Origin of the sequence: Rhizobium pantanalense (assembly GCF_030182525.1) — a bacterium.
GTDB lineage: Bacteria > Pseudomonadota > Alphaproteobacteria > Rhizobiales > Rhizobiaceae > Rhizobium.
In genome coordinates this window covers 82,515-102,269 of the sequence record NZ_JAQJCH010000003.1, presented here as the reverse complement: position 1 = coordinate 102,269, position 19,755 = coordinate 82,515, and the positions used below count along the sequence as shown (strand labels likewise).

General features: G+C 59.2%; 21 protein-coding genes and 1 pseudogene. 14 read left to right on the top strand and 8 right to left on the bottom strand.

Translation table 11 applies throughout. The annotated features are described in order from the left end of the window. Positions 1-7 precede the first annotated feature (7 nt). The 8 genes from PH558_RS09825 to PH558_RS09790 all read left to right on the top strand — a co-directional run bounded on the left by PH558_RS09825 (position 8) and on the right by PH558_RS09790 (position 9,005). Positions 8-634 (top strand): hypothetical protein, encoded by a 627-nt coding sequence (locus tag PH558_RS09825; RefSeq protein ID WP_285203926.1) that lies wholly within the window; start codon positions 8-10, stop codon positions 632-634. Positions 635-642: 8 nt separating this feature from the next. Next, positions 643-1,686 carry a phage baseplate assembly protein gene (locus PH558_RS09820; protein ID WP_285203925.1) on the top strand — a complete coding sequence of 348 codons (1,044 nt, stop codon included), beginning with the start codon at positions 643-645 and terminating at the stop codon, positions 1,684-1,686. After that, positions 1,683-2,135: a phage baseplate assembly protein domain-containing protein gene (locus PH558_RS09815; protein WP_285203924.1), complete on the top strand. Its 453-nt coding sequence runs from the start codon at positions 1,683-1,685 to the stop codon at positions 2,133-2,135. The genes PH558_RS09820 and PH558_RS09815 overlap by 4 nt, the downstream gene beginning before the upstream one ends. A gap of 2 nt (positions 2,136-2,137) precedes the next feature. Next, positions 2,138-2,674: a phage GP46 family protein gene (locus tag PH558_RS09810; protein ID WP_285203922.1), complete on the top strand. Its 537-nt coding sequence runs from the start codon at positions 2,138-2,140 to the stop codon at positions 2,672-2,674. 73 nt (positions 2,675-2,747) lie between these two features. Continuing rightward, complete coding sequence (locus PH558_RS09805) at positions 2,748-3,728, top strand: baseplate J/gp47 family protein (RefSeq protein ID WP_285203921.1); 981 nt, start codon at positions 2,748-2,750, stop codon at positions 3,726-3,728. Next, positions 3,718-4,488 (top strand): putative phage tail protein, encoded by a 771-nt coding sequence (locus tag PH558_RS09800; RefSeq protein WP_285203920.1) that lies wholly within the window; start codon positions 3,718-3,720, stop codon positions 4,486-4,488. The genes PH558_RS09805 and PH558_RS09800 overlap by 11 nt, the downstream gene beginning before the upstream one ends. A 14-nt stretch (positions 4,489-4,502) precedes the next feature. Next, positions 4,503-5,495 carry a hypothetical protein gene (locus tag PH558_RS09795; protein WP_285203919.1) on the top strand — a complete coding sequence of 331 codons (993 nt, stop codon included), beginning with the start codon at positions 4,503-4,505 and terminating at the stop codon, positions 5,493-5,495. 57 nt (positions 5,496-5,552) lie between these two features. Then, positions 5,553-9,005: an SGNH/GDSL hydrolase family protein gene (locus tag PH558_RS09790; protein ID WP_285203918.1), complete on the top strand. Its 3,453-nt coding sequence runs from the start codon at positions 5,553-5,555 to the stop codon at positions 9,003-9,005. On the opposite strand, the gene PH558_RS09785 is transcribed toward PH558_RS09790, so the two are convergent. Both PH558_RS09785 and PH558_RS09780 read right to left on the bottom strand, forming a co-directional pair. Then, positions 8,968-10,089 (bottom strand): acyltransferase family protein, encoded by a 1,122-nt coding sequence (locus PH558_RS09785; protein WP_285203917.1) that lies wholly within the window; start codon positions 10,087-10,089, stop codon positions 8,968-8,970. The genes PH558_RS09790 and PH558_RS09785 overlap by 38 nt on opposite strands. A gap of 20 nt (positions 10,090-10,109) precedes the next feature. Next, a complete protein-coding gene (locus tag PH558_RS09780; protein ID WP_285203916.1) occupies positions 10,110-10,940 on the bottom strand; it encodes an SGNH/GDSL hydrolase family protein in 831 nt (276 codons plus the stop codon). A 119-nt stretch (positions 10,941-11,059) separates the two neighbouring features. On the opposite strand from PH558_RS09780, the gene PH558_RS09775 reads away from it, so the two are divergent. The 4 genes from PH558_RS09775 to PH558_RS09760 all read left to right on the top strand — a co-directional run bounded on the left by PH558_RS09775 (position 11,060) and on the right by PH558_RS09760 (position 12,671). Beyond that, positions 11,060-11,296: a DUF7940 domain-containing protein gene (locus tag PH558_RS09775; protein ID WP_285203913.1), complete on the top strand. Its 237-nt coding sequence runs from the start codon at positions 11,060-11,062 to the stop codon at positions 11,294-11,296. After that, complete coding sequence (locus tag PH558_RS09770) at positions 11,286-11,774, top strand: glycoside hydrolase family protein (RefSeq protein WP_285203912.1); 489 nt, start codon at positions 11,286-11,288, stop codon at positions 11,772-11,774. Before PH558_RS09775 ends, PH558_RS09770 begins: the two co-directional genes overlap by 11 nt. Beyond that, positions 11,774-12,121, top strand: coding sequence for a hypothetical protein (locus PH558_RS09765; RefSeq protein ID WP_285203911.1), 348 nt, complete (start codon positions 11,774-11,776; stop codon positions 12,119-12,121). Before PH558_RS09770 ends, PH558_RS09765 begins: the two co-directional genes overlap by 1 nt. Positions 12,122-12,305: 184 nt before the next feature. Beyond that, positions 12,306-12,671, top strand: coding sequence for a DUF1515 domain-containing protein (locus tag PH558_RS09760; protein WP_285203910.1), 366 nt, complete (start codon positions 12,306-12,308; stop codon positions 12,669-12,671). A 35-nt stretch (positions 12,672-12,706) separates the two neighbouring features. Here PH558_RS09760 and PH558_RS09755 read toward each other — a convergent pair whose 3' ends face one another. The 5 genes from PH558_RS09755 to PH558_RS09735 all read right to left on the bottom strand — a co-directional run bounded on the left by PH558_RS09755 (position 12,707) and on the right by PH558_RS09735 (position 15,697). After that, on the bottom strand, positions 12,707-13,006 hold the full coding sequence (locus PH558_RS09755; RefSeq protein ID WP_285203909.1) for a hypothetical protein: 300 nt from the start codon (positions 13,004-13,006) through the stop codon (positions 12,707-12,709). Next, on the bottom strand, positions 13,003-13,740 hold the full coding sequence (locus PH558_RS09750; protein ID WP_285203907.1) for an SOS response-associated peptidase: 738 nt from the start codon (positions 13,738-13,740) through the stop codon (positions 13,003-13,005). The genes PH558_RS09755 and PH558_RS09750 overlap by 4 nt, the downstream gene beginning before the upstream one ends. Before the next feature lie 12 nt (positions 13,741-13,752). Then, positions 13,753-14,256, bottom strand: coding sequence for a hypothetical protein (locus tag PH558_RS09745; protein WP_285203906.1), 504 nt, complete (start codon positions 14,254-14,256; stop codon positions 13,753-13,755). 62 nt (positions 14,257-14,318) lie between these two features. Further along, positions 14,319-14,558, bottom strand: coding sequence for a hypothetical protein (locus PH558_RS09740; RefSeq protein ID WP_113397464.1), 240 nt, complete (start codon positions 14,556-14,558; stop codon positions 14,319-14,321). A gap of 230 nt (positions 14,559-14,788) precedes the next feature. Beyond that, a complete protein-coding gene (locus PH558_RS09735) occupies positions 14,789-15,697 on the bottom strand; it encodes a LysR family transcriptional regulator (RefSeq protein ID WP_285203905.1) in 909 nt (302 codons plus the stop codon). A 101-nt stretch (positions 15,698-15,798) separates the two neighbouring features. Between PH558_RS09735 and PH558_RS09730 the strand changes: the two are divergent. Both PH558_RS09730 and PH558_RS09720 read left to right on the top strand, forming a co-directional pair. Continuing rightward, a pseudogene (locus PH558_RS09730) lies at positions 15,799-17,024 on the top strand (MFS transporter). Between the two features lie 117 nt (positions 17,025-17,141). After that, entirely contained in the window at positions 17,142-17,717 is a 576-nt protein-coding gene (locus tag PH558_RS09720) for an acyltransferase (protein WP_095433889.1), read from the top strand. 28 nt (positions 17,718-17,745) lie between these two features. Here PH558_RS09720 and PH558_RS09715 read toward each other — a convergent pair whose 3' ends face one another. Beyond that, positions 17,746-19,752 (bottom strand): methyl-accepting chemotaxis protein, encoded by a 2,007-nt coding sequence (locus PH558_RS09715; RefSeq protein ID WP_285203897.1) that lies wholly within the window; start codon positions 19,750-19,752, stop codon positions 17,746-17,748. Positions 19,753-19,755: the final 3 nt, after the last annotated feature.

The window sequence follows — 19,755 nt, the reverse complement described above, 5'->3', positions numbered from 1 at the left end:
ATTGTTGATGGCTGCGAATAAAGACACGATCCTGTCGTGGCTGGCGGACCTTTGCGCCGCCATCGTCACTGATGCCGATGATCTCGCCGACACGGCCGATCGCATCGTTGCGGCGGCTGACCTTGATGCTCAAGCGTTTGCGCCGCAAGCCCTCGACATCATGCGGGTGATCTCCGAGAGCGTTACGGATGCGACCGCTTTCGATATGATCATCATTCCGGGTACGGTTTCGGTCGGCGATACATTCGACGCGATGACCATTCTTGTCGCGCTTGGCCTCTCGATCGCTGGCGGTCGGGTGGACTGGCGGTCGCGTCCGCAGGCCCGTAACGCTCGCGCCCGCATTTCATCTGCTGGCGATGCCGGCCTGGCGGTCGCATCCGCCATGGGTGGCGACGGCGCGGATCTCTATTCCTGGCTCTCCGCTGTTGTCGAGGTTGCCTGCCGCCTCGTTTCTGATCTTGCCGCCAATGCAGTCCCGATCGTTCGGGTACAAACCGGCATTTCCCTGCCGTCGACGGTGCTGGCATATCAGCTCTACGGCGACGCTGCGCGCGCTGGCGACCTGGTCGATATTGCCGGCTCCGCGACGCCGCTTGTCATGCCGACAGCTTTCGACGCGCTGGCGTCCTGAGGCGATCCATGTTCGAGAAGATCAAGATTGAGGGGTTCCCGCCCTTCAAGTCTATTTCCATCACCATGTCAGCCGAGGACGCAGTGCGTACCGCTGAAGTCGATCTCGTTCCAGAAGGTGACGGCATACCCGTCGAAATCGATCAGGAAACAAGGATATGGGCGGGAAAGGATTTATTACTGACCGGATATGTCCGCGATATCAACACATCGCATGACGCCGATAGCCGCTCTCTGTCAGTTTCGATCGTTTCCCGGACGATTGATGCCGTCGAATGCTCAGCGGATCATCCGACCGGAGAAATCCTGAACAAATCGCTTGCCGATATTGCGCGGGAACTCGACGATAGCGGGATCGGCGTCGAGGATGATGGTGACCTGCCGGTCGAGCCGCGCCATACCTTGCGAGTAGGGGAAAGCCTCTTTTATTCAGTCGAGCGCCGCGCACGCGGCCGTGGCGTCCTGATCCATGACACACCAAAGGGCAAGCTGAAGCTGGCGACGAAGCCGGAAGGTACGCACCGCAGCGGCCTGACCCGAGGCATAAATATCAAAAAGGCGGGCTCGCATCTGACGGGTCGCAATCGATATTCGGAAGTCCGTGTACGCGGACAATCGAGCGAAGGCGTCAGCAACCAGCAGCTTCGTGCTGAGGCGAGGGCCAGGGACAAAGGCGTTTCCCGTAAACGGCTGCTGATCCTTCTTCACGAGGGCGAGACGACAACGGATCGTATGCGCACCCGCGCAAGCTGGCATATTAAGCGTGGAGCTGGCAACGGAACTACGGCTCCGATCACTGTATCGGGATGGCGGGATACCGCCGGTAAGATTTGGTCACCGAACTGGCTTGTTCCCGTCGACGACAGCTGGATCGGCATTAATGGCATGATGCTTATCAAGACCGTGAAGCTCTATCAAAGCGAGGATGACGGTACGACGGCATCCATCGAAGTTTGCGACCCACGCGCGCTTGGCGGTGACAACCCGCGAGGTAAGACAGCCAAGGTCTATTCAGCGCCGTTGGCAAAAGACGTGGAATTCGAGGAACAATGAGCGGGTATCGAGCGGAGTTGGACGGTGTCATCGTCGAGCGCGATGGTCAGCAGTTCCTCAGCGGCCGAACGCTCTACAACCGCGCCTTCACTCGGCTCCACCGCATCGAGCCGCATGGGTTTATGTCCAACCCGATAAAGGGGGCAAAGGCGCTCCTCCTATCGCCGAATGGCGATCCGGATCAGTCTTACCTATTCGGCGGGGAGCATCCTTCACATCGGCCATCAGGTCTGCCGGTCGGCGCAACTGCCATCTACGACTTGAGCGGCAACATCATAAAGCTGGTCAACAGCGAGGTTATCTTCGATTTCCAAACGAGGACAGCGACCTTCACTGCGGGACAGTGGGCCATCAATGGCGATGTGACGATCAAAGGCAACGTCACGATTATCGGCAATCTCAATGCAACCGGCTCTATCACCGATGGTGATGGCGACGGCGGAGCCTAACGATGCTCAAAATCATCCCAGTCGATGATGGCGACGATCCATACCGCGCGCCGGATCTCGGCTGGAATGGTGAGGTCGGCGATCTAATCATCAATCCTCTTACGCATCCCGACGCACCCGGAGATTTCCGAGCCGAACAGGGCCTTGCGACGCAAGTTCTCATCTACCTGATGACCGATCGCCGCGTCGATCCGAGCGAACTGCGCGACGGCGACGAAAATCGCGGCTGGATCGGCGACAGTTTCGATATGGGGCCGGGTGAGCAGCCGCTTGGCTCCCGGCTCTGGCTGCTACGGCGATCTGCGATTTATGACGGGATCGAAGTCAAGGTAGAGGCTTACGTTCGCGAAGCCTTGCAGCCGCTGCTCACGGTTCAGGCTGTCGCACGCGTCGATGTCGCCGTGACTGTCGACCGACCCGGAAACCGGGTGTCCTACCAGGTTTCGCTCTACGGGCGGGCCGGCGCGAAAATTTACGACAATAAATTCGAACTTCTCTGGGGTCAGATCAATGGCGTGGAATATCCGCTCTCTGGCTGAAGCTTCTGCGCGCGTTCGCGGAGCCTTCCGGCAATATCTCCCAGGAACGGATAGCGCGCTTCCGAACAACTTTGTGACTATTTTCGGTAAGGTTCTCGCCGCCAAGGCTCACGAAACCGAACTTCGCATCGCCTACCTTGTCAAGCAGATGTTCATCTCAAGCGCGACGGGCAAGTTTCTCGAGCTTCTTTGCGCGGATATTGGGATCTATAGGAAGCCCGCGTTTGCCGCGTCAGGTTTCATATCTGGTAGCGGCGCGCCGCTTGAGACTTATCCCGCGGGCATCCGGTTCATTTCCGGCAATGTCACATATCTCTCGATCGCGCCGGCGACGGCTGCGGCAGATGGATCTCTGACGCTATCGATCTCGTCTGAGGTCAAGGGTTCGACCGGCAACCGCGATGGCGACGGCATTCTCTCCCTTGCCGATCCGGTGCTCTATCCGGGTCTCGGAACGACGTGGACCGTAGCTTCTGGCGGCCTGGGCGGTGGCGCGGACATCGAGCCTTATGACAGTCTTCGCGCCCGTGGTTTGCAACGCAAGCGCAATCCCCCTGGCGGCGGCACCTTGACCGACTATGAGGCGATCGTTCTGGCCGTGCCCGGCGTTGTGAAGGGTGCGGCCTGGGCTTTTCGAGGATCGCCAGGCACGATCTTCGTGTTCTTTCTATTCTATGGCCGGGAAAATTTCATTCCTCTGCCTTCGGATGTTGCGGCGGTGCAGGCCGCGATCGACGCAAAACGCTTGATCCGAGTGGACGACAGCGTTGCTGTAGCGCCGACTGCGAGGCCCATCGATATAACGATCTCGGGGTTATCAGCCGATACGCCGGAGATCCGCGCCGCCATAACGACGGCTATATCCTCAATGTTCATCACCCGTTGCAAGCCGGGGATCGCAACGCAGACCTTCACGGTATCGCGCTCGTGGATCGACGAAGCGATATCAGGCGTGTCGGGTGAGGATCGCCACGTGCTTGTGCAACCTTCCGCCGACATCGTGCTGACGGGTGGCCAATTTCCAACGGTCGGGAATATCACCTATGCCCCGTGATCCCGGTTTCAACACAGTCACCACTCAGCCTTCGAATGCCGGTGAGATCGTTGCTGTTTCTGCGCCCTATGACGCGCTGGCCAATCCGAGCAATGACGACCTGATCGGCGCGGCGATGGCGATGCTGCCGCAAGGCCCCGCCTGGGGGTCTCCGGATGGTCAGGCGGCTTCGCTCGCGAGCAACCTCGCGGGCCTCATGCGCGTGCTCGTGGATAGCTACCAATGGCTTTATCAGCGCATTTGGAAGCTCGCGCGCAATGCCAGCGTTCAGGGCGTGGACGAGCTGCTGCCGGAATGGGAAGCCGAATACGGCTTGCCAGATAACTGCGTGGTCGGACAGACGAGCGTCGCCGAACGCCTTCGTGCTCTGGCGACGAAGGTGAATTCGCAGGCGGTCATCACGCCAGGCGACTTCATAAGGATCGCCGCCACCTACGGCTTCACGATCTGGATCGAGGAGCCGGCCGTATTCGAATGCGGCTTTTCCGAATGTGGCGGCGAACACGCAACCGGCGATGTCAGGCAGGAATGCTACTGGGTCGTCGTGGCGACTGATCTTGCCATTGATTTTTTCACCTGCGGAGAATCGGAATGCGGCTACGACCCGCTTTTCGACCTCGGCGATGGTGAGCGTCTTCTCTGCATTTTGCGTCGGCTCGCGCCGGCGTGGACCGAGCCGGTCCTGCAATTCGCGTCCTATCTGACAGATAGCGACGGGAACCGGCTGACCGACAGCGACGGCAACCCTCTCACGCCCTGATCACGAGGAACAAGATGAAGTTTCAAGCACCGTACGGATCGAATGATCCGAACGCGCCATACGTTGACAAGAACACACCAGGCGCCCAGAGCGGCTCCCGCATTCCTGCCGGTTTCCCGAACTGGGTCATGCGCGAGATCGTAGACGTCATCGAAAAGTGTGGTCTTGTTCCGGCGGATGCGCTCCAGCTCTATCAGGCCATCCGCTCATTGAGCCTGACGCCTCTGACGCAGGATACGACTTTCTATATCCGCACTGACGGCGACGACAATAACAGCGGCCTGACCAACACCGCTGCCGGCGCCTTCAAGACGCTTCTCGGGGCCTATAACAAGACCCGCGCGCGCTATTTCGCCAACGGCTACACGATCACGTTTCAGCTCGGCATTCCCGGCGCATACCTCGGAATGGTTCACGACACCTGGCCCGGAGACATCACCATTTCCGGCGATACCGCCAACCGGGCCAATTACCAGATCCTGAATGTTCCAGCGCAGAAATCCTGCGTCGCGGCCTTCGCAGGCAAGGGACTGACAGTGAAGGGAGCATCGCTCATCGGTACGCCGGGCGCCGATCAGCGATGCGCATGGTCCTTTGGTGGCAATCTCGTCCTTTCGAACGTGGATTTCCGGTCGACAGGGGCAGGCATTCTTACGTCTGTTCTTGCTGGCAATAGCGGGTCTGTCACGCTCATCGACGAAATCGATGTCTATAACGCTACGCAAAGCTTCATTTCGGCTCAAGACGGCGCGGTTGTTTATCTCGGATCGTCCAACATCGCTGCTAACATCGTACTGCAGTCTCTTCTTTCGTTCTCCATCGCCTTCGCCTCTGTTGCGGACAGCGGCCGCCTTATCCGGCGCAACGTGACCATCGGTGGCGCAGGTGCCACAGGCAAGCGGTTCGATGTTTCGATGAATGGCGTGATCGACATCGCCGGGGGCGGAGCGACCTTCTTCCCCGGTGATGCAGCGGGCACCCAGGCGTCGGGCGGTCAATACGCCTAACCAAACCATTTCTCTTCTAGCTTTACGGGTGCCTTCGGGCACCGCGGAGACTTTCGCATGACAATCGATCGCCGGCTCATCGACTATCTCAATATGCCTGGCGCTGACGGAATTCCGTTGAAGGATGCCTTGGTCGAGATCGGTCTGGCGCCACAAGAGGAACTTGACAGTAAGGTCGACGCGTCGTCGGTTGGTGCGGCCAACGGCATCGCTTCTCTGGATAGCGGCGGCAAGGTGCCGGCCGCGCAGCTGCCGTCCTATGTCGATGAGGTACTGGAGTTTGCGAACCTTGCCGGTTTCCCGGCTATTGGTGAAACGGGCAAGATCTACATCGCCCTCGATACGAACTTCGAGTATCGCTGGAGCGGCAGCACCTATATTCGCCTCGTGCCATCGCCAGGCACGACAGATGCCTTGGTTGAAGGGTCGAGCAATCTCTACTTCACCGCTGCGCGCGTGCTCGCGACGGTGCTCTCCGGCCTTTCGACCGCGACCTCTGCTGCGATCACTGCCACAGACACGGTATTGTCCGCATTCGGCAAGCTGCAGGCCCAGATCACGTCGTTGACGGGTACGGTCAACAACAAGCTCGACGCAACCGGTACGGCGGCCGCAGCAACCAAGCTTGCGACAGCGCGAAACATCAACGGCGTCCCGTTTGATGGCACAAGCGACATCACTGTTGCCGATAGCACGAAAGAGCCTGCGATCAGCGCAGGAACGACCGCGCAATATTGGCGTGGCGACAAAAGCTGGCAGCCGTTGAACAAGGCTGCTGTCGGTCTCGGCAACGTCGACAATACCGCCGATGCGGCTAAACCGGTCTCATCTGCGCAGCAGACCGCCCTTGATGCTAAGGTCAATACGTCGGCGGTCGGGGTTGCCAATGGTGTCGCATCGCTCGACAGCGGCGGCAAAGTGCCGGCGGCACAGCTGCCGTCCTATGTCGATGATGTGCTTGAGTTTGCCAACCTTGGCGCCTTTCCCGCGACCGGGGAGACGGGCAAGATCTACATCGCGCTCGATACAAACTTCGAGTACCGCTGGAGCGGCAGCACCTATATTCGGCTCGTTGCCTCTCCAGGCACGACGGATGCGCTGGTCGAAGGATCGAGCAATCTCTACTTCACTGCTGCGCGTGTGCTCGCGACCGTGCTCTCCGGTCTGTCGACCGCGACTTCGGTGGCGATCACTGCGACGGACACGGTGCTGTCTGCGTTCGGTAAGCTGCAGGCCCAGATCACGTCGTTGACGGGTACGGTCAACAATAAGCTCGACGTGACCGGCACAGCCGCCGCGGCGACGAAGCTCGCAACTGCACGCACGATCAATGGTGTCTCGTTCGACGGGACAGCGAATATTACCATCGCCGATAGCACGAAAGAGCCTGCGATCAGCGCAGGAACGACCGCGCAATATTGGCGTGGCGACAAAAGCTGGCAGACGTTGAACAAGGCTGCTGTCGGCCTCGGTAACGTCGACAATACCGCAGATTCGGCGAAGCCCGTCTCTACCGCCCAGCAAGCGGCCCTCGATGCGAAAGTGAATACCTCGGCGGTCGGGGTTGCCAACGGCATCGCATCGCTCGACAGCGGCGGCAAGGTGCCGGCGGCACAGTTGCCGTCCTACGTCGACGATGTGCTCGAATTCGCCAATCTCGCATCCTTCCCAGCGATCGGGGAGAGCGGCAAGATCTACATCGCTCTCGACACGAACTTCGAGTATCGATGGAGCGGCAGCACGTATGTCAGGCTTGTTGCTTCTCCGGGCACGACGGATGCCCTTGTCGAGGGATCGAGCAATCTCTACTTCACCGCTGCGCGCGTGCTCGCCACGGTGCTTTCCGGGCTTTCGACATCGACGAACACCGCTATTACCGCCACGGACACGGTATTATCCGCTTTCGGCAAGCTGCAGGCGCAAGTCACGAGCCTGCTGACCAGCCTCGCGCCGGCGCCGAGTGCCGGGACGAAGGGATATCAGCCGAGCGTCAATGCTGCCGGCAATGCCTACGTTCTCAAGCGGCCGATAGAAGGTCTTGATCCGGAAACCTTCAATGCGGCCGGTAATGGGACCGGGGATGACCTCACCGCGTTGACGTCCGCCCAATCGAATGCAGGATACGGCAAGCCTATAGCCCTTCGTGGCGATTACCTGGTATCGTCGTACAGCAATCCCTACGGTAATATCTGGAAAGGCACCGGTCGCATTCTGACTGCTGTTACGGGAGGATATTGGCAGCGAAATACCTATGCCGATATCCAGCGCCTTCACATCGGTCACGAGTACCTCAACCGCTGCTACCAGTATATTCGCTTGGGGCAGGGGGCATCGAGCGGCACGATGAAGATCGTGCTTTTCGGTGACAGCACGATCCAGGGCGGATTTGGCGAAGACCAGAAGGCCGAGGTCGCCATCTCCAACGCACTGTTCAATCGCGGTCTGCCAAACCATGTCATCTACAACCAGGGTGTAAGCGGCACGAAGTGGGGCGATCTAAGCGCCCTGTCGTTCCTCTCGAATGCCAATGCCTTGTTCATCATCAAATATGGCATCAACGATGCAGGCTATGGATTGGCGCAGCTGGCGTCCGATATGGACGCAAAGCTTTCGGCAATTCGTGCTGCCACGCATGGTGGAATAGATGAGCTAGCCATCCTGCTCGTCGGGCCGAATTCGACCAACGACAGCCCGAACAGCCGCGATGAGCGGTGGTACGAGCAGATCAGAGGGATCTATGTCGCGGCGGCGCGAAAGCACCGTTGCGCATATTTCGACACCTACGCACACTTTCAGGATAGCCGTGCGGCGTCGACCTTATGGCTCGACAATTCGTTCGGCGATCTGCGAGGCATCCATCCCATACAGGCCTTCAACGCCCGTATATGGGGATCTGTTATCGATGAGTTCTTCGGGCTCGGAACCATCGCGCCTTACCAGGCCAACGCCGTCAGCAATGAAGGGGCGGTCAGCACGACCCTGACGGCGTCGACGGCGCCGGGCAACTTCAATTACGTCATGAGGTTGAACCGGGCCCCCTTGAGCAGCGGTTGGCCGATAGACGGTTTCGTCCGGACCTGCAAGAATATTGATGGTGGCATCATCCAGGAAATCTGGAGCTTCGCGGCTGGCGTCACGCGAAAGTTGACGCGCACTGCGAACCTTGCAACCAACTCCTGGAACAGGTGGACCGGTGTTGGTGAGGCGATCAGCCTGACCGGCGGTTGGTCAGCCTATGGTGCGCCATGGAAGGACCCCACAGCTACGCTTACCGAAGAGGGAATTGTTGTCGTTGAAGGCCTCATGAAGGGCAGCACGACGGCGGCCGGCACATGGTTTGGCACATTGCCATCCGGAATGTGGCCGACTGCCGATCTGCTCTTCGATTGCATGGCAAATGGTGCAAACGTGAAGGTCAGGATCGAGGCGTCGACCGGCAAGATGTACGCGTGGTCGGCGCTCGACGGCACCTTCACCTCTTTGACCGGGATAAGCTTTCTGGCGGCGTAGGGCTTGCGCGTTGCGGCGCCAGAACCCTGCGGATGGTGCTTTTTGCCGGCCGCTCAAAGAACGGGTAGCACAGCGACGCTGATATCAGAACAGTCGCGAGAAACGCCAGCAGGACGAATGGAGAGCCGAAATCGATCTTCCATCCCCATGCGTAGGATAGTTGATATCGCGCGAACGTGAGGATAGGCCAATGGCAAAGGTAGATGGCGTAAGACAGGGCCCCTGCCGCTTCCATCGCCGTTCTAACGTGGCCTTTCTGTATCGGCCGAGCTGCTTCCACAGCAGAAGTCGAAACAATGAAAATGAACATCGCCGGCACAGCTACGAAGTCAATCATGGACGGTTGAGTTGAGGCGACCATAATTGCAAGGACCGCGATGGCGCATGCCGTTGACAGGATCGTCAGATGACGAGTGCGATTTGCGGGCACGATCGCCTCATGAACCTGATAGGCGATGGCTCCGAGGGATATGCCGCCTATTCCGCGCAGCAAGCCGGTATTTAGAACGCCGAAGGCGCGATCGTAGATCGTAACCAGGCTGCCGAACTCAACCATCAGGATTGCGTAAGAACAAAGCGATATCACGAGAAGCCATTGCCAGACCCGGCGATCCTTGGCAACCGCAGTGATGACGCCTGCCAAGGCGATATTCACCACCATCTCGACCGAGATCGACCACGAGGGCGCATTCCACGAGCCGTGTGTCGTAAGGCCTACGTTCTGAAGCAGCACGAGGTTGAGGATGAATGTGTAAATGCGGCCGTCCTGATATGACCAGCCGCTTTCAAGAAACTGGCCGCCGGTCGACCAGAAAAACAGAATGTTGATGGGTACGAGGATGACCAGCATCAGCAGATGCAGTGGATAAAGCCTAGCGAGGCGATCCGTCAGATATGAGCGAAAAAAATTCGGGGATGCCGCGCGAGCCACATAGGCGTGGCAGAGCACAAATCCCGAGAGGATAAAAAAGAAGTCGACGGCCAGATAGGCCTTATGCGGCGCGGCGAAACCGCCGAAGTGCTGCATGGCAACGAGGATGGCGAGCAGGAATCGGACGAAATCCAGTAGCACGAAGCGTTGCAATCGCGTTCCTCCGAGCATCATTACCATCCGAAATGGTTCGCAAGCACCTGGAACCACATGGCAGCTTGCATCTGGACGCCTCGATTGTCCATGTGCGCGCCATCGATCCGGTATTTGATCAGGTCGATGTTCGGCCCGGGAAACACGCCGTCTGTCTTGGTGATTTCTTTCTGCCCAGAGGCGATATCGGGAGATGGGGTCCAGCTAACCATCGTATCAGTGGCGACAAAGATGGGCGCGCCGGCTGCCTTCTCTTTGATGTCAGCGACGATCGATGACAGTGTTTTGCGGTAATCCCCCGGATCGGTGTGATCAATGACGTCGCTTTGCCCTTGTTCGAACAAAACGATGGACGGTTTGAAACCGATCGTGCCGGCGTCGGCGATCTGATCTCCTATCAGGTCGCCGACTGATTGACCCGGAAGGAATTTGCTTGCCGGTGATGATCCAATGGCCGCCATGATAATCACGACATCACGGCCGGTTGCCCGCGTGATCATGTCTGCCAGCGGCAACATGAAAGATTGCTGGCCGCCAGTCGCCCCGTATAGCGGGCCGCTCGCGCGATAGCATTTGCCCGCCCATAGTTCATAGACGTTTCGGTGGCTGACCAAGTCCCAAGCGTTGTCGCCGTTTTGGTTTGCGATCAGGGATTGGCCAATACCCATGACGACGAGTGGGTTGCGGGAAGCAACAGCCGGACAGTCGGCTGCGATCTTGTTGTCGATGTTCAGGCTCTGGACGTGGTTCTCGGGTGTCACAACACCCTCGTAACTGGCCGCCATCGCGTCGCCCTCAAAGCAAAGGGCGAACAGGAACATGGCAGCACAGCAGAAATGAAAGAATGGCATTCCGGCACTCGCAATGTGGGTGTGGTGAGCTGCTTATCACGCCGAAACGCTCGCCGTCCACAAACGGCTCGCGCCTATCCATTCCAGCCGCTTTTGGCGGCCAAGAACCGAAGGTTTAAATGAAACCGAAACTCGTCCCGAACGCGGGCCGGGTGCTTCGCCGCGCGTGGAGCATCCGCCTCATCATTGTGGCCGGCATTCTTTCCGGCTGCGAAGTCGCTCTCCCGATCATCGATCAGTTCGTCTCCATTCCCCGCGGTACATTCGCCGCGCTGACGGGCCTCGTCACCTGTGGCGCGCTGATCTCGCGCCTCGTCGCTCAAGAAAATCTGAAAGGAAATGATCATGGCGAGTAAACGCGCCAAGGCTGGTGTCGCCGCCGGCATTGCAATGGCCGTCACGACATTGGCGGCGCCGGCTGAGGGTTATTATGGATACGTCTATAAAGACCCGATCGGCGTCCTCACCTATTGCTATGGCGAGACCCAGAACGCGAAGGATATGAAGGGCCGCACCTTCAGCCAGCAGGAATGCCTTGATCTGCTCAAGAAGCGGATGGCGCATTACCAGCAGGGCAATGCTGCCTGCGTCAAGGGCTATGACGACCTCTCTCCCTACGTCCAGATGGCATTCAACGACTTCAGCTACAATCTCGGCAATGGGGCTTTCTGCGGGCCGATAGCCGGCCTCCTGAACGCGGGCAAGGTTAAGGAGGCTTGTCGGCGCATTACGCTCTACAACAAGGCGCGCAAGAACGGCGCCCTCGTCGAGCTCCCCGGCCTGACGAAGCGCCGCGCGCTTGAGCAGATGTATTGCCTCAAAGGAGCCGCGTGATGTTTGGCTTCGGCTTCCTTGATTACCTCAAAATCGGCGCTGGCCTGATTGTGGGTGCGGCGCTCGTCTTCTACCCGGCGCGCTGGATCGGTCAGGGCGAAGGAAAGCAAATGGCCGCAACGGCCGCCCTCACAAAATCCGTGAAGCTCCTCCGTGAAAGGAACGTGGTCAATGATCAGGTCTCTACTTCTGATGCTGCCTCTTTGTGTGCTGATTTCGGCCTGTCAGACGACGACGCCGCAGAATGCATGCGACGGATGGCAGAAACTGACACCGGGCCTGGCAACGTCGGTAACGATCCTCAAAACGGATCGCCCATTTGCCAACCAGGTCGCGGCCCACAATAGGTTCGGGCATGAGCAAAAGTGCTGGTGATGTCGGCGCGCGTAAGCCTCGTTCTCTTCCTTCTGTCGACTGGCGCATTTTTCTGCGTGATCGCCCCCGGCCTCATCTCTCTCCTGCAGTGAAAGACCGAATTGAATGCCGACACAAAGCGATCTGCTGCATGAAATCATGCGCACACTTGGCCGGATGGAAGAGGGCCTTGATCGAATCAGGGAGGATTTTCAGGAAGAAAAAGAAAACGCGCACGAGAGCCGCGCCGTCATTCATCGGCGCCTCGATGAACATGCAAAGCAGATGGCAAAGACCGACGAGACGATTGCCATCGCAGGACAGGTTGATGCGCAGATCCGAAACGAGGTGATTGCCCTCAAGGAAACGGTGGCGAAAAATCACAAAGAAGTCGAGCCGGCACTTTCGGAGTGGCGGCGCATCAAGCTCCTCGGCACAGGTGTGGGCGCCCTCCTCATTCTGTTCGGGATCTCTGTTGGATCACTCATCGTCTGGGCGAGCGACACGGCTTCGGCGATCGTACGGCATTGGCTGAAGCTGTGAGGCTGGCGCGATCGCCAACTTCTTGGCCCACCATCTCAGTTCAATCCCTCTTTCGGCGCCTTATCCATCGCACTCAGCAGGGAATCCGAGAAATACTCCAACGTCTTCAGCGCATCAGCGAAGCGTTGTGCATCCGGTGTTCCGAGGGCGCGCATTCCATTGTCGCGAAGGTCAAGCCCGACCTGCTGTATCACGGCATTGGAAAAACCGCGCACGTCTGAGGTTGTCGACCCCATCCTGCCAAGCAGATGCGCAATCAGAAAATCATGCATCAGGCAGCGAGCATCTAGCTCTATGATCGTCTGTTCCAGCTTCTTGACGCGGCTCTCGATCATTTTTCATCTCCCGTAGTTTTCCTCGTTGGCAACTGCACCAGCTCATCATCGGGCAGCGGCCTTTGAAGTGCCTTCGCTTCCGCCCATGGCGCTGTCAGCCAGGTCTCGACCTCATCCTGATTACGAAGAATGACGGGCATCGCCTTCTGGTGGATAGGCGCGACGATCCCGTTCGGTTCGGTCGTCAGGAAGCCATATAGGTCGATCATGATCTCTCCCTCCTTTACCTTCCGCACCGATCGCCATTGCGGCACCCATAGTCCTGCAAAGAACATCAGTGGCTCGTCCGCGCTGCCTGCAAACCAAGCATTCGGCGTCCGTCCTCCTTCGATTTTGCTGGCCGCGTCCGGCTCGGCAAATCTCGTGAAGGGCACAACACAGCGGTTTTCCACGCCAAGCCACTTCGCCCAATGTTTGCTCGAGGTGTTGCGGACGTTCGTTGTTCCTCCATCCGGCTCCATTCTCAGCAATTCATCGAAGTTCACTTCCTTGCCCTTGGCGCGGAGCTTATCGGCTCGCTTGGTCGCATTGTCGAAGATGGCTTTCTGCGATGACGGCAATCCCCAGCGGCCCTTTGCCAATTCTCGGCCGGCCGGCGTGTTCCGCACAATCGGCCCCATCTGATCCGGATAGAGATCAAGCTCCGGCTCAAGGTTGCCGATACTGTCGATCAGCGCGCGGCTGATCTGCCGGATGGCTTCCTGATTGGTCGTCACATTATAAAGATTGCACATGTTCGTTTCCCCCTAATCCCGTGGCGGCGAGCGGACGATGATCTTTGCCATGCCTTTGGTGCCGCACTTCTTGCAGACAAGTTTCGTGACGGCATCGGCGATCGAGGCGTCCTTCCCCAAAGATCGCTCAAGCCGCTCTCGATCGAGCTCACTCTTTCGCCCGCAGTTGCAATGCACATAGAGCCTATGCCATCGGCTCAAATCGGAAAAGCGAAGCTCCTGATCTTTCCGCTCCTTGGGATTGACGTAGCCCCTCAGCTTCGCCCATTCTTCAGGTGAGAAGTGAAAGTGCATCTTGCACCGGTCGTAGAACGCGTTTTCGACACGCTTGCACCCCAAAGACTTTGCGACCAGCGCGGGAAGCGACGGCATTGTCTGATTGCCATGCTCCTCCAGGAGAGCCGATGGCTTCAGCCGCTTTAGGATCTCGCAATCCTCGCAGATGAAATCGACCGTTTCCCCCTTATGATCTGCGAGCATGTTCGGAGGAGATTCTACGAGCTTAACGTGGGCCATGACGCAGGTCTCTACTCCCGCCACGGTTCGGCAGGCCTTTCACTTCAAGTTTTCAGTCGATTTCAGGCGGCGTTCAGTTCCGCGATTTCGCCGTGCTTCGCGAGCAGGCGGGGAGACGACATGTCGCCGGTCTCCTCGTCTACCATGACGGCATAAGCCGCAACGCCAACAAATCGGGAAGCCATGGAAGCCGCGATCTTCTCCGCAGACGGGATGCTCGTTGCCTGACGCATCTCGCCGGGCACCAGGTTTCCGCGGTTCTTCCGATACGGCAGGATAATGAATTTCTCGGCGGTACTCATGGTGTCTTCCTCAATTTGTTCTCAAAATGTTCTCATTTTGCGGAAGAGTCAATATCCCGTCGAAAATCCCATTCTTGACTGATCGGCGTTTTACACTCGCATTGATACTAAACGGCTTTTTTCTGCGCGAACGGCTGAGTTTTACAGCTAAGTGTTTGAGCCATAGGCATTAAGCCGAGCTTCCCAAGCTGAATACGAGGGTTCGATTCCCTTCACCCGCTCCAAAATCTTCATGCCAGAAGCGATCTTTTCGCTTTCAGCGTTGCCTTTAGCGCCTCGCCAAAGGTCGCAATCGGCCGCGTAAGCCGCCCCGCCGGCGGACGATGCACCAGCCAGCTGACGACTTTGGGGCTGAAATCCGGCGCCTCGACCACTTCGACCAAATCGCGCCAGCGGCTGTCCGCCAATGCCGCCGGCGTCAAGACGCCGATGCCGAGCCCGCGCGCAACCAGCGACATGCGCAGATCGGCGCTCATGGCCTCGACCCCGACGTCGAAGGGCAGGCGCTCGGCTTCGAAGCGATGCTGGATGAAGGCGCGGAAGCCGCAGCCGCTTTGGTTCATGATCCAGGGAAAGCGGGAGAGATCTTCAAGCTTTGGTTCCTTGGGGACACCTAGCGACGGTGCCGCGACGAGAATGACGGCATGGACTCCGAGCATCTCGCCGACGACATTATCCGGCGGCTGTAACCCCTCTGCCAGGCAGACGGTAGCCGCATCGAGCTGGCTATGAGCGACCTGCTCGATCAGCTGTGGCGACCAGCCGGTGACGATGCGCAGCGTCAATTGCGGAAACTGGTTGCGCAATTCATCGAGCGGGGCGGATAGGGCGGCTTCGGAAAGATAGGGCATGATCCCGAGACGGAATTCGCCGCCGATCGTACCGCCGGGCGAAACGCCGGCCTTGAGGTCGTCGAGCGAGCGCAGCACGCGGCGCCCATGCTCATAGGCTTCGCGGCCCGCGGCCGTCGGCTTGAGGGGTTTCGACTGTCGGTCGAGCAAGGCAATGCCGAGACTGTCTTCCAGGTTCTGTATGCGCCGGGTGATGCCCGGCTGAGTCAGATTGATGCGCGCGGAGGCGGCGACGATCGAACCCGTCTCCACCACGGCCACGAAGGCTTCCAGGTCAGGAATGTTCATGCTGAACTCGCATAATCATTATCAGTTCATTTCAATTGCCGCATTATGCGGCAAAGCGATAAATAGAGCTATCTTTATTATCAAAAATTATTGGAGAGATCATGTCGCAAGTCCCCGAATGCATGACGAGCGAGCCGGAGGAAGAGGTTTCCGCGGCAGCCGCCGCTCCTTCGACCTTGTTGTTCGCCATCGCGACCGGCGTCATCGTCATCAATCTCTTCGCGCCTCAGACACTGGTCGGCATCATCGGTCCGTCGCTGGGTTTTTCCGAAAGCGGTGCCGGCCTGGTCGCCATGGCCTCGCTGCTCGGCTATGCCGCCGGCCTGTTCTTTCTGGTGCCGCTGGCGGACCTTATGGAGAACCGGCAGCTGGTGCTGCGCATGCTTCTTTCGGCTCTGGTCATGGCCGTTGCGGCCGCCTTCGCGCCGACCGGCTGGAGCCTGTTGATCTTCCTCTTCCTTTTGGGAGCGGCCTGTTCCGCCGTTCAGATCCTCGTACCGATCGTCGCCGCGATGACGCCGCCTGAACATCGCGGCCGGGTGATCGGTAATGTCATGAGTGGCGTCATGGTCGGCATTCTTGTCTCACGCCCTTTGGCGAGCCTGATTGCCGATTTTTGGGGCTGGAGAAGTTTCTATGCCCTGAGCGCCGCGACACTTGCGCTCCTCTCCGCTGTGCTTGCCTTACGCCTGCCGGAGCGGCGCCCTATGATCAGTGCGAGTTATGGGGCTTTGATCGGTTCGCTCTTCAAGCTTTTGCGGGAGGAGCCGGTGCTGCGGCTGCGCGCCTTCACGGCGGCCTTGATGATGGCGAGCTTCAGCTTGTTCTGGACCTCCGTCGCCCTGCGCCTGGCGCAGCCGCCATTCTCGCTCGGCCAGTCCGGCATCGCGCTGTTTGCTCTTGTGGGCGCTGGCGGAGCTGCGGCGACCTCTGTCTTCGGCCGTATGGGCGACAGGGGCTGGACGCGGATGGCGACATTGGCCTCGCATCTGATCGTGCTTGCCGCCATGGCGCTGGCCGCCTGGGTGGGTGGGATACGGTCGGGCGGCTCCGTGGCGCTGTTGATCCTCTTGGGCGTGAGCGCTGTCTTGCTCGATGTCGGGTCACCGGCGATCAGACCTTGGGTCGCCGTGCCGTCAATCTCCTGAAGCCTGAGGCGCGCGGGCGCATCAATGGTCTGTTCGTCGGCATCTTCTTCCTCGGCGGCGCTCTCGGATCGGCGCTTGCTGGCATGGCATGGGACTTCGGCGGCTGGGTTGCCGTCTGTGCAGGGGCCGCGGGCTTCGGCGTGATTGCGTTGATCACAGGCCTTGCCGCGCGCATCTGAACAGCACAGGCAACGGGACCGCACTTGTGAATGCACTGCCGCGTCGCCATCTATAGATCATTCAGGCGGGCGTCAGACAAGCGTGTAAGAACGGGCCTCCTTGTCAGGAGCGTCGGAATGCGTGGAATAGCATGGTTTTACAGGTTGAGAGCACTCTTTCGGAGCGGTGCGCTGAAGATCGCCCGCAGCACGAAAGTACCTCTCGGCACCAGGATCATCTGGCGGCGCGGCGACGTTCGCATCGGTGAGAGGGTACATTTCCGTAAGGGTGTCGTCATCGATGCACAGGAAGGCAGCATCGAGATCGGCAATCACGTCTCCTTCAACGATTACAGCATCCTGCTGGGCCGCGGCGGGATCGTCATAGGCAATGATGTGCGCATCGCTGCGCATGCGATGATCGTTTCCTTCGATCACAATTTCGATGATGTTTCCCGCCCAATTCGCCTTCAGGGCGTGACGAAGAAGCCCATCGTCATCGAAGACGATGTCTGGATCGGAGCAGGCGCCAAGATTCTCGGCGGCGCCCATATTTCCAAAGGATGCGTCATCGGTGCGAATGCCGTCGTCAAGGGCCGGACCAAGCCCTATGGCATCTATGTCGGTGCTCCGGCACGGCTGTTGAAACGGCGCGGAGAAGCCGAAGGCAACAGGTCCGGCAATATCGGGCTGTTCGCCCTCCCGAGAAAATAGGGGGCGCCGCGATCGCGCCGGCCGGACCTTAGAATTCCGTCCAGTCCGCATCCTTGTTCGTTGTCGCCGTCTGTGTGGCGCCGAAGGCGCTCAGCAGCTTCTGACCGAGGGCGCGCGCTGGGGAAGCGGCCGGTCGCACCTTGGCATCATCAACGGCCCGGATGCGCGGAGTTGCAGCCGGCGGGGCTGTCGGTCGAGGCGCCGGCCTCGGCGCTGAGCTGGCGGCAGGTTTCGTCGAGATGCGCATGGCATCGCTACCATCCGTGCGAAACTGAGCAAGAAGATTGGACAGGGAGGCCGCTTCGGTCGCAAGGCTATGGCTCGCCGCCGTGCTCTCCTCGACCATGGCGGCATTCTGTTGCGTGCCGTGATCCATGGTGTTGACGGCCGTATTGATCTCCTGCAGGCCAGCCGACTGCTCGCGGGAAGCCTCGGCGATCGCATGCACATGCCGGCTGATTTCCTGCACCCCCGAGACGATGGCATCGAGCGCCTTGCCGGTTTCGCTGACCAGGCCGACGCCGGTACGGACATGCCTTTCGGAAGCGCCGATGAGGTCCTTGATTTCCTTGGCGGCATGGGCGGAGCGCTGCGCAAGCTCGCGCACTTCCTGGGCAACGACGGCAAAGCCCTTGCCTGCCTCGCCGGCGCGGGCGGCTTCGACACCGGCATTCAATGCGAGAAGATTGGTCTGAAAGGCGATATCGTCGATGACGCCAATGATATTGCTGATCTCCCCTGACGATTTCTCGATCTGTTGCATGGCGCCGATCGCATTGCGGACGATCTCGCCGGAGCGTTCCGCGTCGCTGCGTGTATGGGAGGCAAGCTGGCTTGCCTCCTGCGTGCGCTTGGCGGCGTCCTTGACGGTGGTGGTGATCTGCTCCAGAGCAGCGGCGGTTTCCTCGACGGAAGCGGCCTGCTGTTCGGTGCGCTTGGAAAGCTCGTCTGCCGCCGAGCGGATTTCGTCCGCACCGGCGCTGATGGCGCGGGCATTGGAGCCGATGGCCTGCATGGTTCCGTTGAGCCTGCTGAGCGAGTTGTTGAAGTCCTGCCGCAACTGGTCAAGCTGTGCGGCGAACTGGACGTCGATCTGTGTAACGAGATCGCCTTCTGCAAGGCGCTTCAAGCCGTCGCCAACAGCCTGAACGGCTTGCTGAAGCTGTGCCGCCTCGGCCGCCTGCCTGGTTTCGCGCTGTGCCCGCTCGCTGTCGATGAGGGTACGATCCGCCTCGGCCTGCGCTTCGAGGCGAGACCGCTCGACGGCATTGTCACGGAACACGGCGACGGCGGATGCCATCTGTCCGATCTCGTCACGCCGCTCGCGGCCCTCGATCTCGCTTGCCGTATCACCATGCGCAAGCGTCGTCATGCGCCGATGCAGCCGCATCAGCGGCGTGGCGATGCTCTTCTGCGCGACATACATGCCGAGGAGGATGGCGAGCACGATGAGGCCGCCGAGAGCGATGAGCGTAGTGTTGACGGAACGGTTGAGGTGAACTGACAAGCTGTCGGCACCGTTATTCATCTGATTTGTCAGCGCTTCGTCGTTGACCTGTATGCTGGCAATGAGGCTGGGCAGTTTTTGGTTGACCAGCATCAGGGTCGCTTCGGCGCCCTTCAGGTCGCCATTCTTGCGCTGGTCGATGGTCTTTTCGGTGAGCCCTTGCACTTCGTCGAGGCGAGCAAGAATTTCATCGATCGATGGCTTTGCCGTGGGAACGAGATTTTCCGCATGGGCTAGCCTCTGCTTGGCTTCGCCGAAATAGCTGCTGCCCGCCGCAACCGCCTTGTAGGCGTCACTGCCGGGATCGAAATTCAGCATCAGGCTTGCTTGCAGCACGGAAGCGAGAGAGGCAGCACTCGCGCGCGCAGCTTCGCTCGCTGCGGCGGCCTCATTGTCGAGGAAGGCGCTGTAAGCCCGATCCGCCTTGTGGAATTCGCTGGCGATCAGCAGCAGACCGAAAAAGGAAATGATGCCAAGAAACAGGATCACGGCAAGCATCTTGGTTTTGATTTTCAAGTTCCTGAACATGGC

Coding starts and splice junctions, on each gene's coding strand:
- PH558_RS09825 (WP_285203926.1), top strand. CDS start 8: ATGGCTGCGAATAAAGACACGATCCTGTCGTGGCTGGCGGACCTTTGC.
- PH558_RS09820 (WP_285203925.1), top strand. CDS start 643: ATGTTCGAGAAGATCAAGATTGAGGGGTTCCCGCCCTTCAAGTCTATT.
- PH558_RS09815 (WP_285203924.1), top strand. CDS start 1,683: ATGAGCGGGTATCGAGCGGAGTTGGACGGTGTCATCGTCGAGCGCGAT.
- PH558_RS09810 (WP_285203922.1), top strand. CDS start 2,138: ATGCTCAAAATCATCCCAGTCGATGATGGCGACGATCCATACCGCGCG.
- PH558_RS09800 (WP_285203920.1), top strand. CDS start 3,718: ATGCCCCGTGATCCCGGTTTCAACACAGTCACCACTCAGCCTTCGAAT.
- PH558_RS09795 (WP_285203919.1), top strand. CDS start 4,503: ATGAAGTTTCAAGCACCGTACGGATCGAATGATCCGAACGCGCCATAC.
- PH558_RS09790 (WP_285203918.1), top strand. CDS start 5,553: ATGACAATCGATCGCCGGCTCATCGACTATCTCAATATGCCTGGCGCT.
- PH558_RS09780 (WP_285203916.1), bottom strand. CDS start 10,940: ATGCCATTCTTTCATTTCTGCTGTGCTGCCATGTTCCTGTTCGCCCTT.
- PH558_RS09775 (WP_285203913.1), top strand. CDS start 11,060: ATGAAACCGAAACTCGTCCCGAACGCGGGCCGGGTGCTTCGCCGCGCG.
- PH558_RS09770 (WP_285203912.1), top strand. CDS start 11,286: ATGGCGAGTAAACGCGCCAAGGCTGGTGTCGCCGCCGGCATTGCAATG.
- PH558_RS09765 (WP_285203911.1), top strand. CDS start 11,774: ATGTTTGGCTTCGGCTTCCTTGATTACCTCAAAATCGGCGCTGGCCTG.
- PH558_RS09760 (WP_285203910.1), top strand. CDS start 12,306: ATGGAAGAGGGCCTTGATCGAATCAGGGAGGATTTTCAGGAAGAAAAA.
- PH558_RS09755 (WP_285203909.1), bottom strand. CDS start 13,006: ATGATCGAGAGCCGCGTCAAGAAGCTGGAACAGACGATCATAGAGCTA.
- PH558_RS09750 (WP_285203907.1), bottom strand. CDS start 13,740: ATGTGCAATCTTTATAATGTGACGACCAATCAGGAAGCCATCCGGCAG.
- PH558_RS09745 (WP_285203906.1), bottom strand. CDS start 14,256: ATGGCCCACGTTAAGCTCGTAGAATCTCCTCCGAACATGCTCGCAGAT.
- PH558_RS09740 (WP_113397464.1), bottom strand. CDS start 14,558: ATGAGTACCGCCGAGAAATTCATTATCCTGCCGTATCGGAAGAACCGC.
- PH558_RS09735 (WP_285203905.1), bottom strand. CDS start 15,697: ATGAACATTCCTGACCTGGAAGCCTTCGTGGCCGTGGTGGAGACGGGT.
- PH558_RS09720 (WP_095433889.1), top strand. CDS start 17,142: ATGCGTGGAATAGCATGGTTTTACAGGTTGAGAGCACTCTTTCGGAGC.
- PH558_RS09715 (WP_285203897.1), bottom strand. CDS start 19,752: ATGTTCAGGAACTTGAAAATCAAAACCAAGATGCTTGCCGTGATCCTG.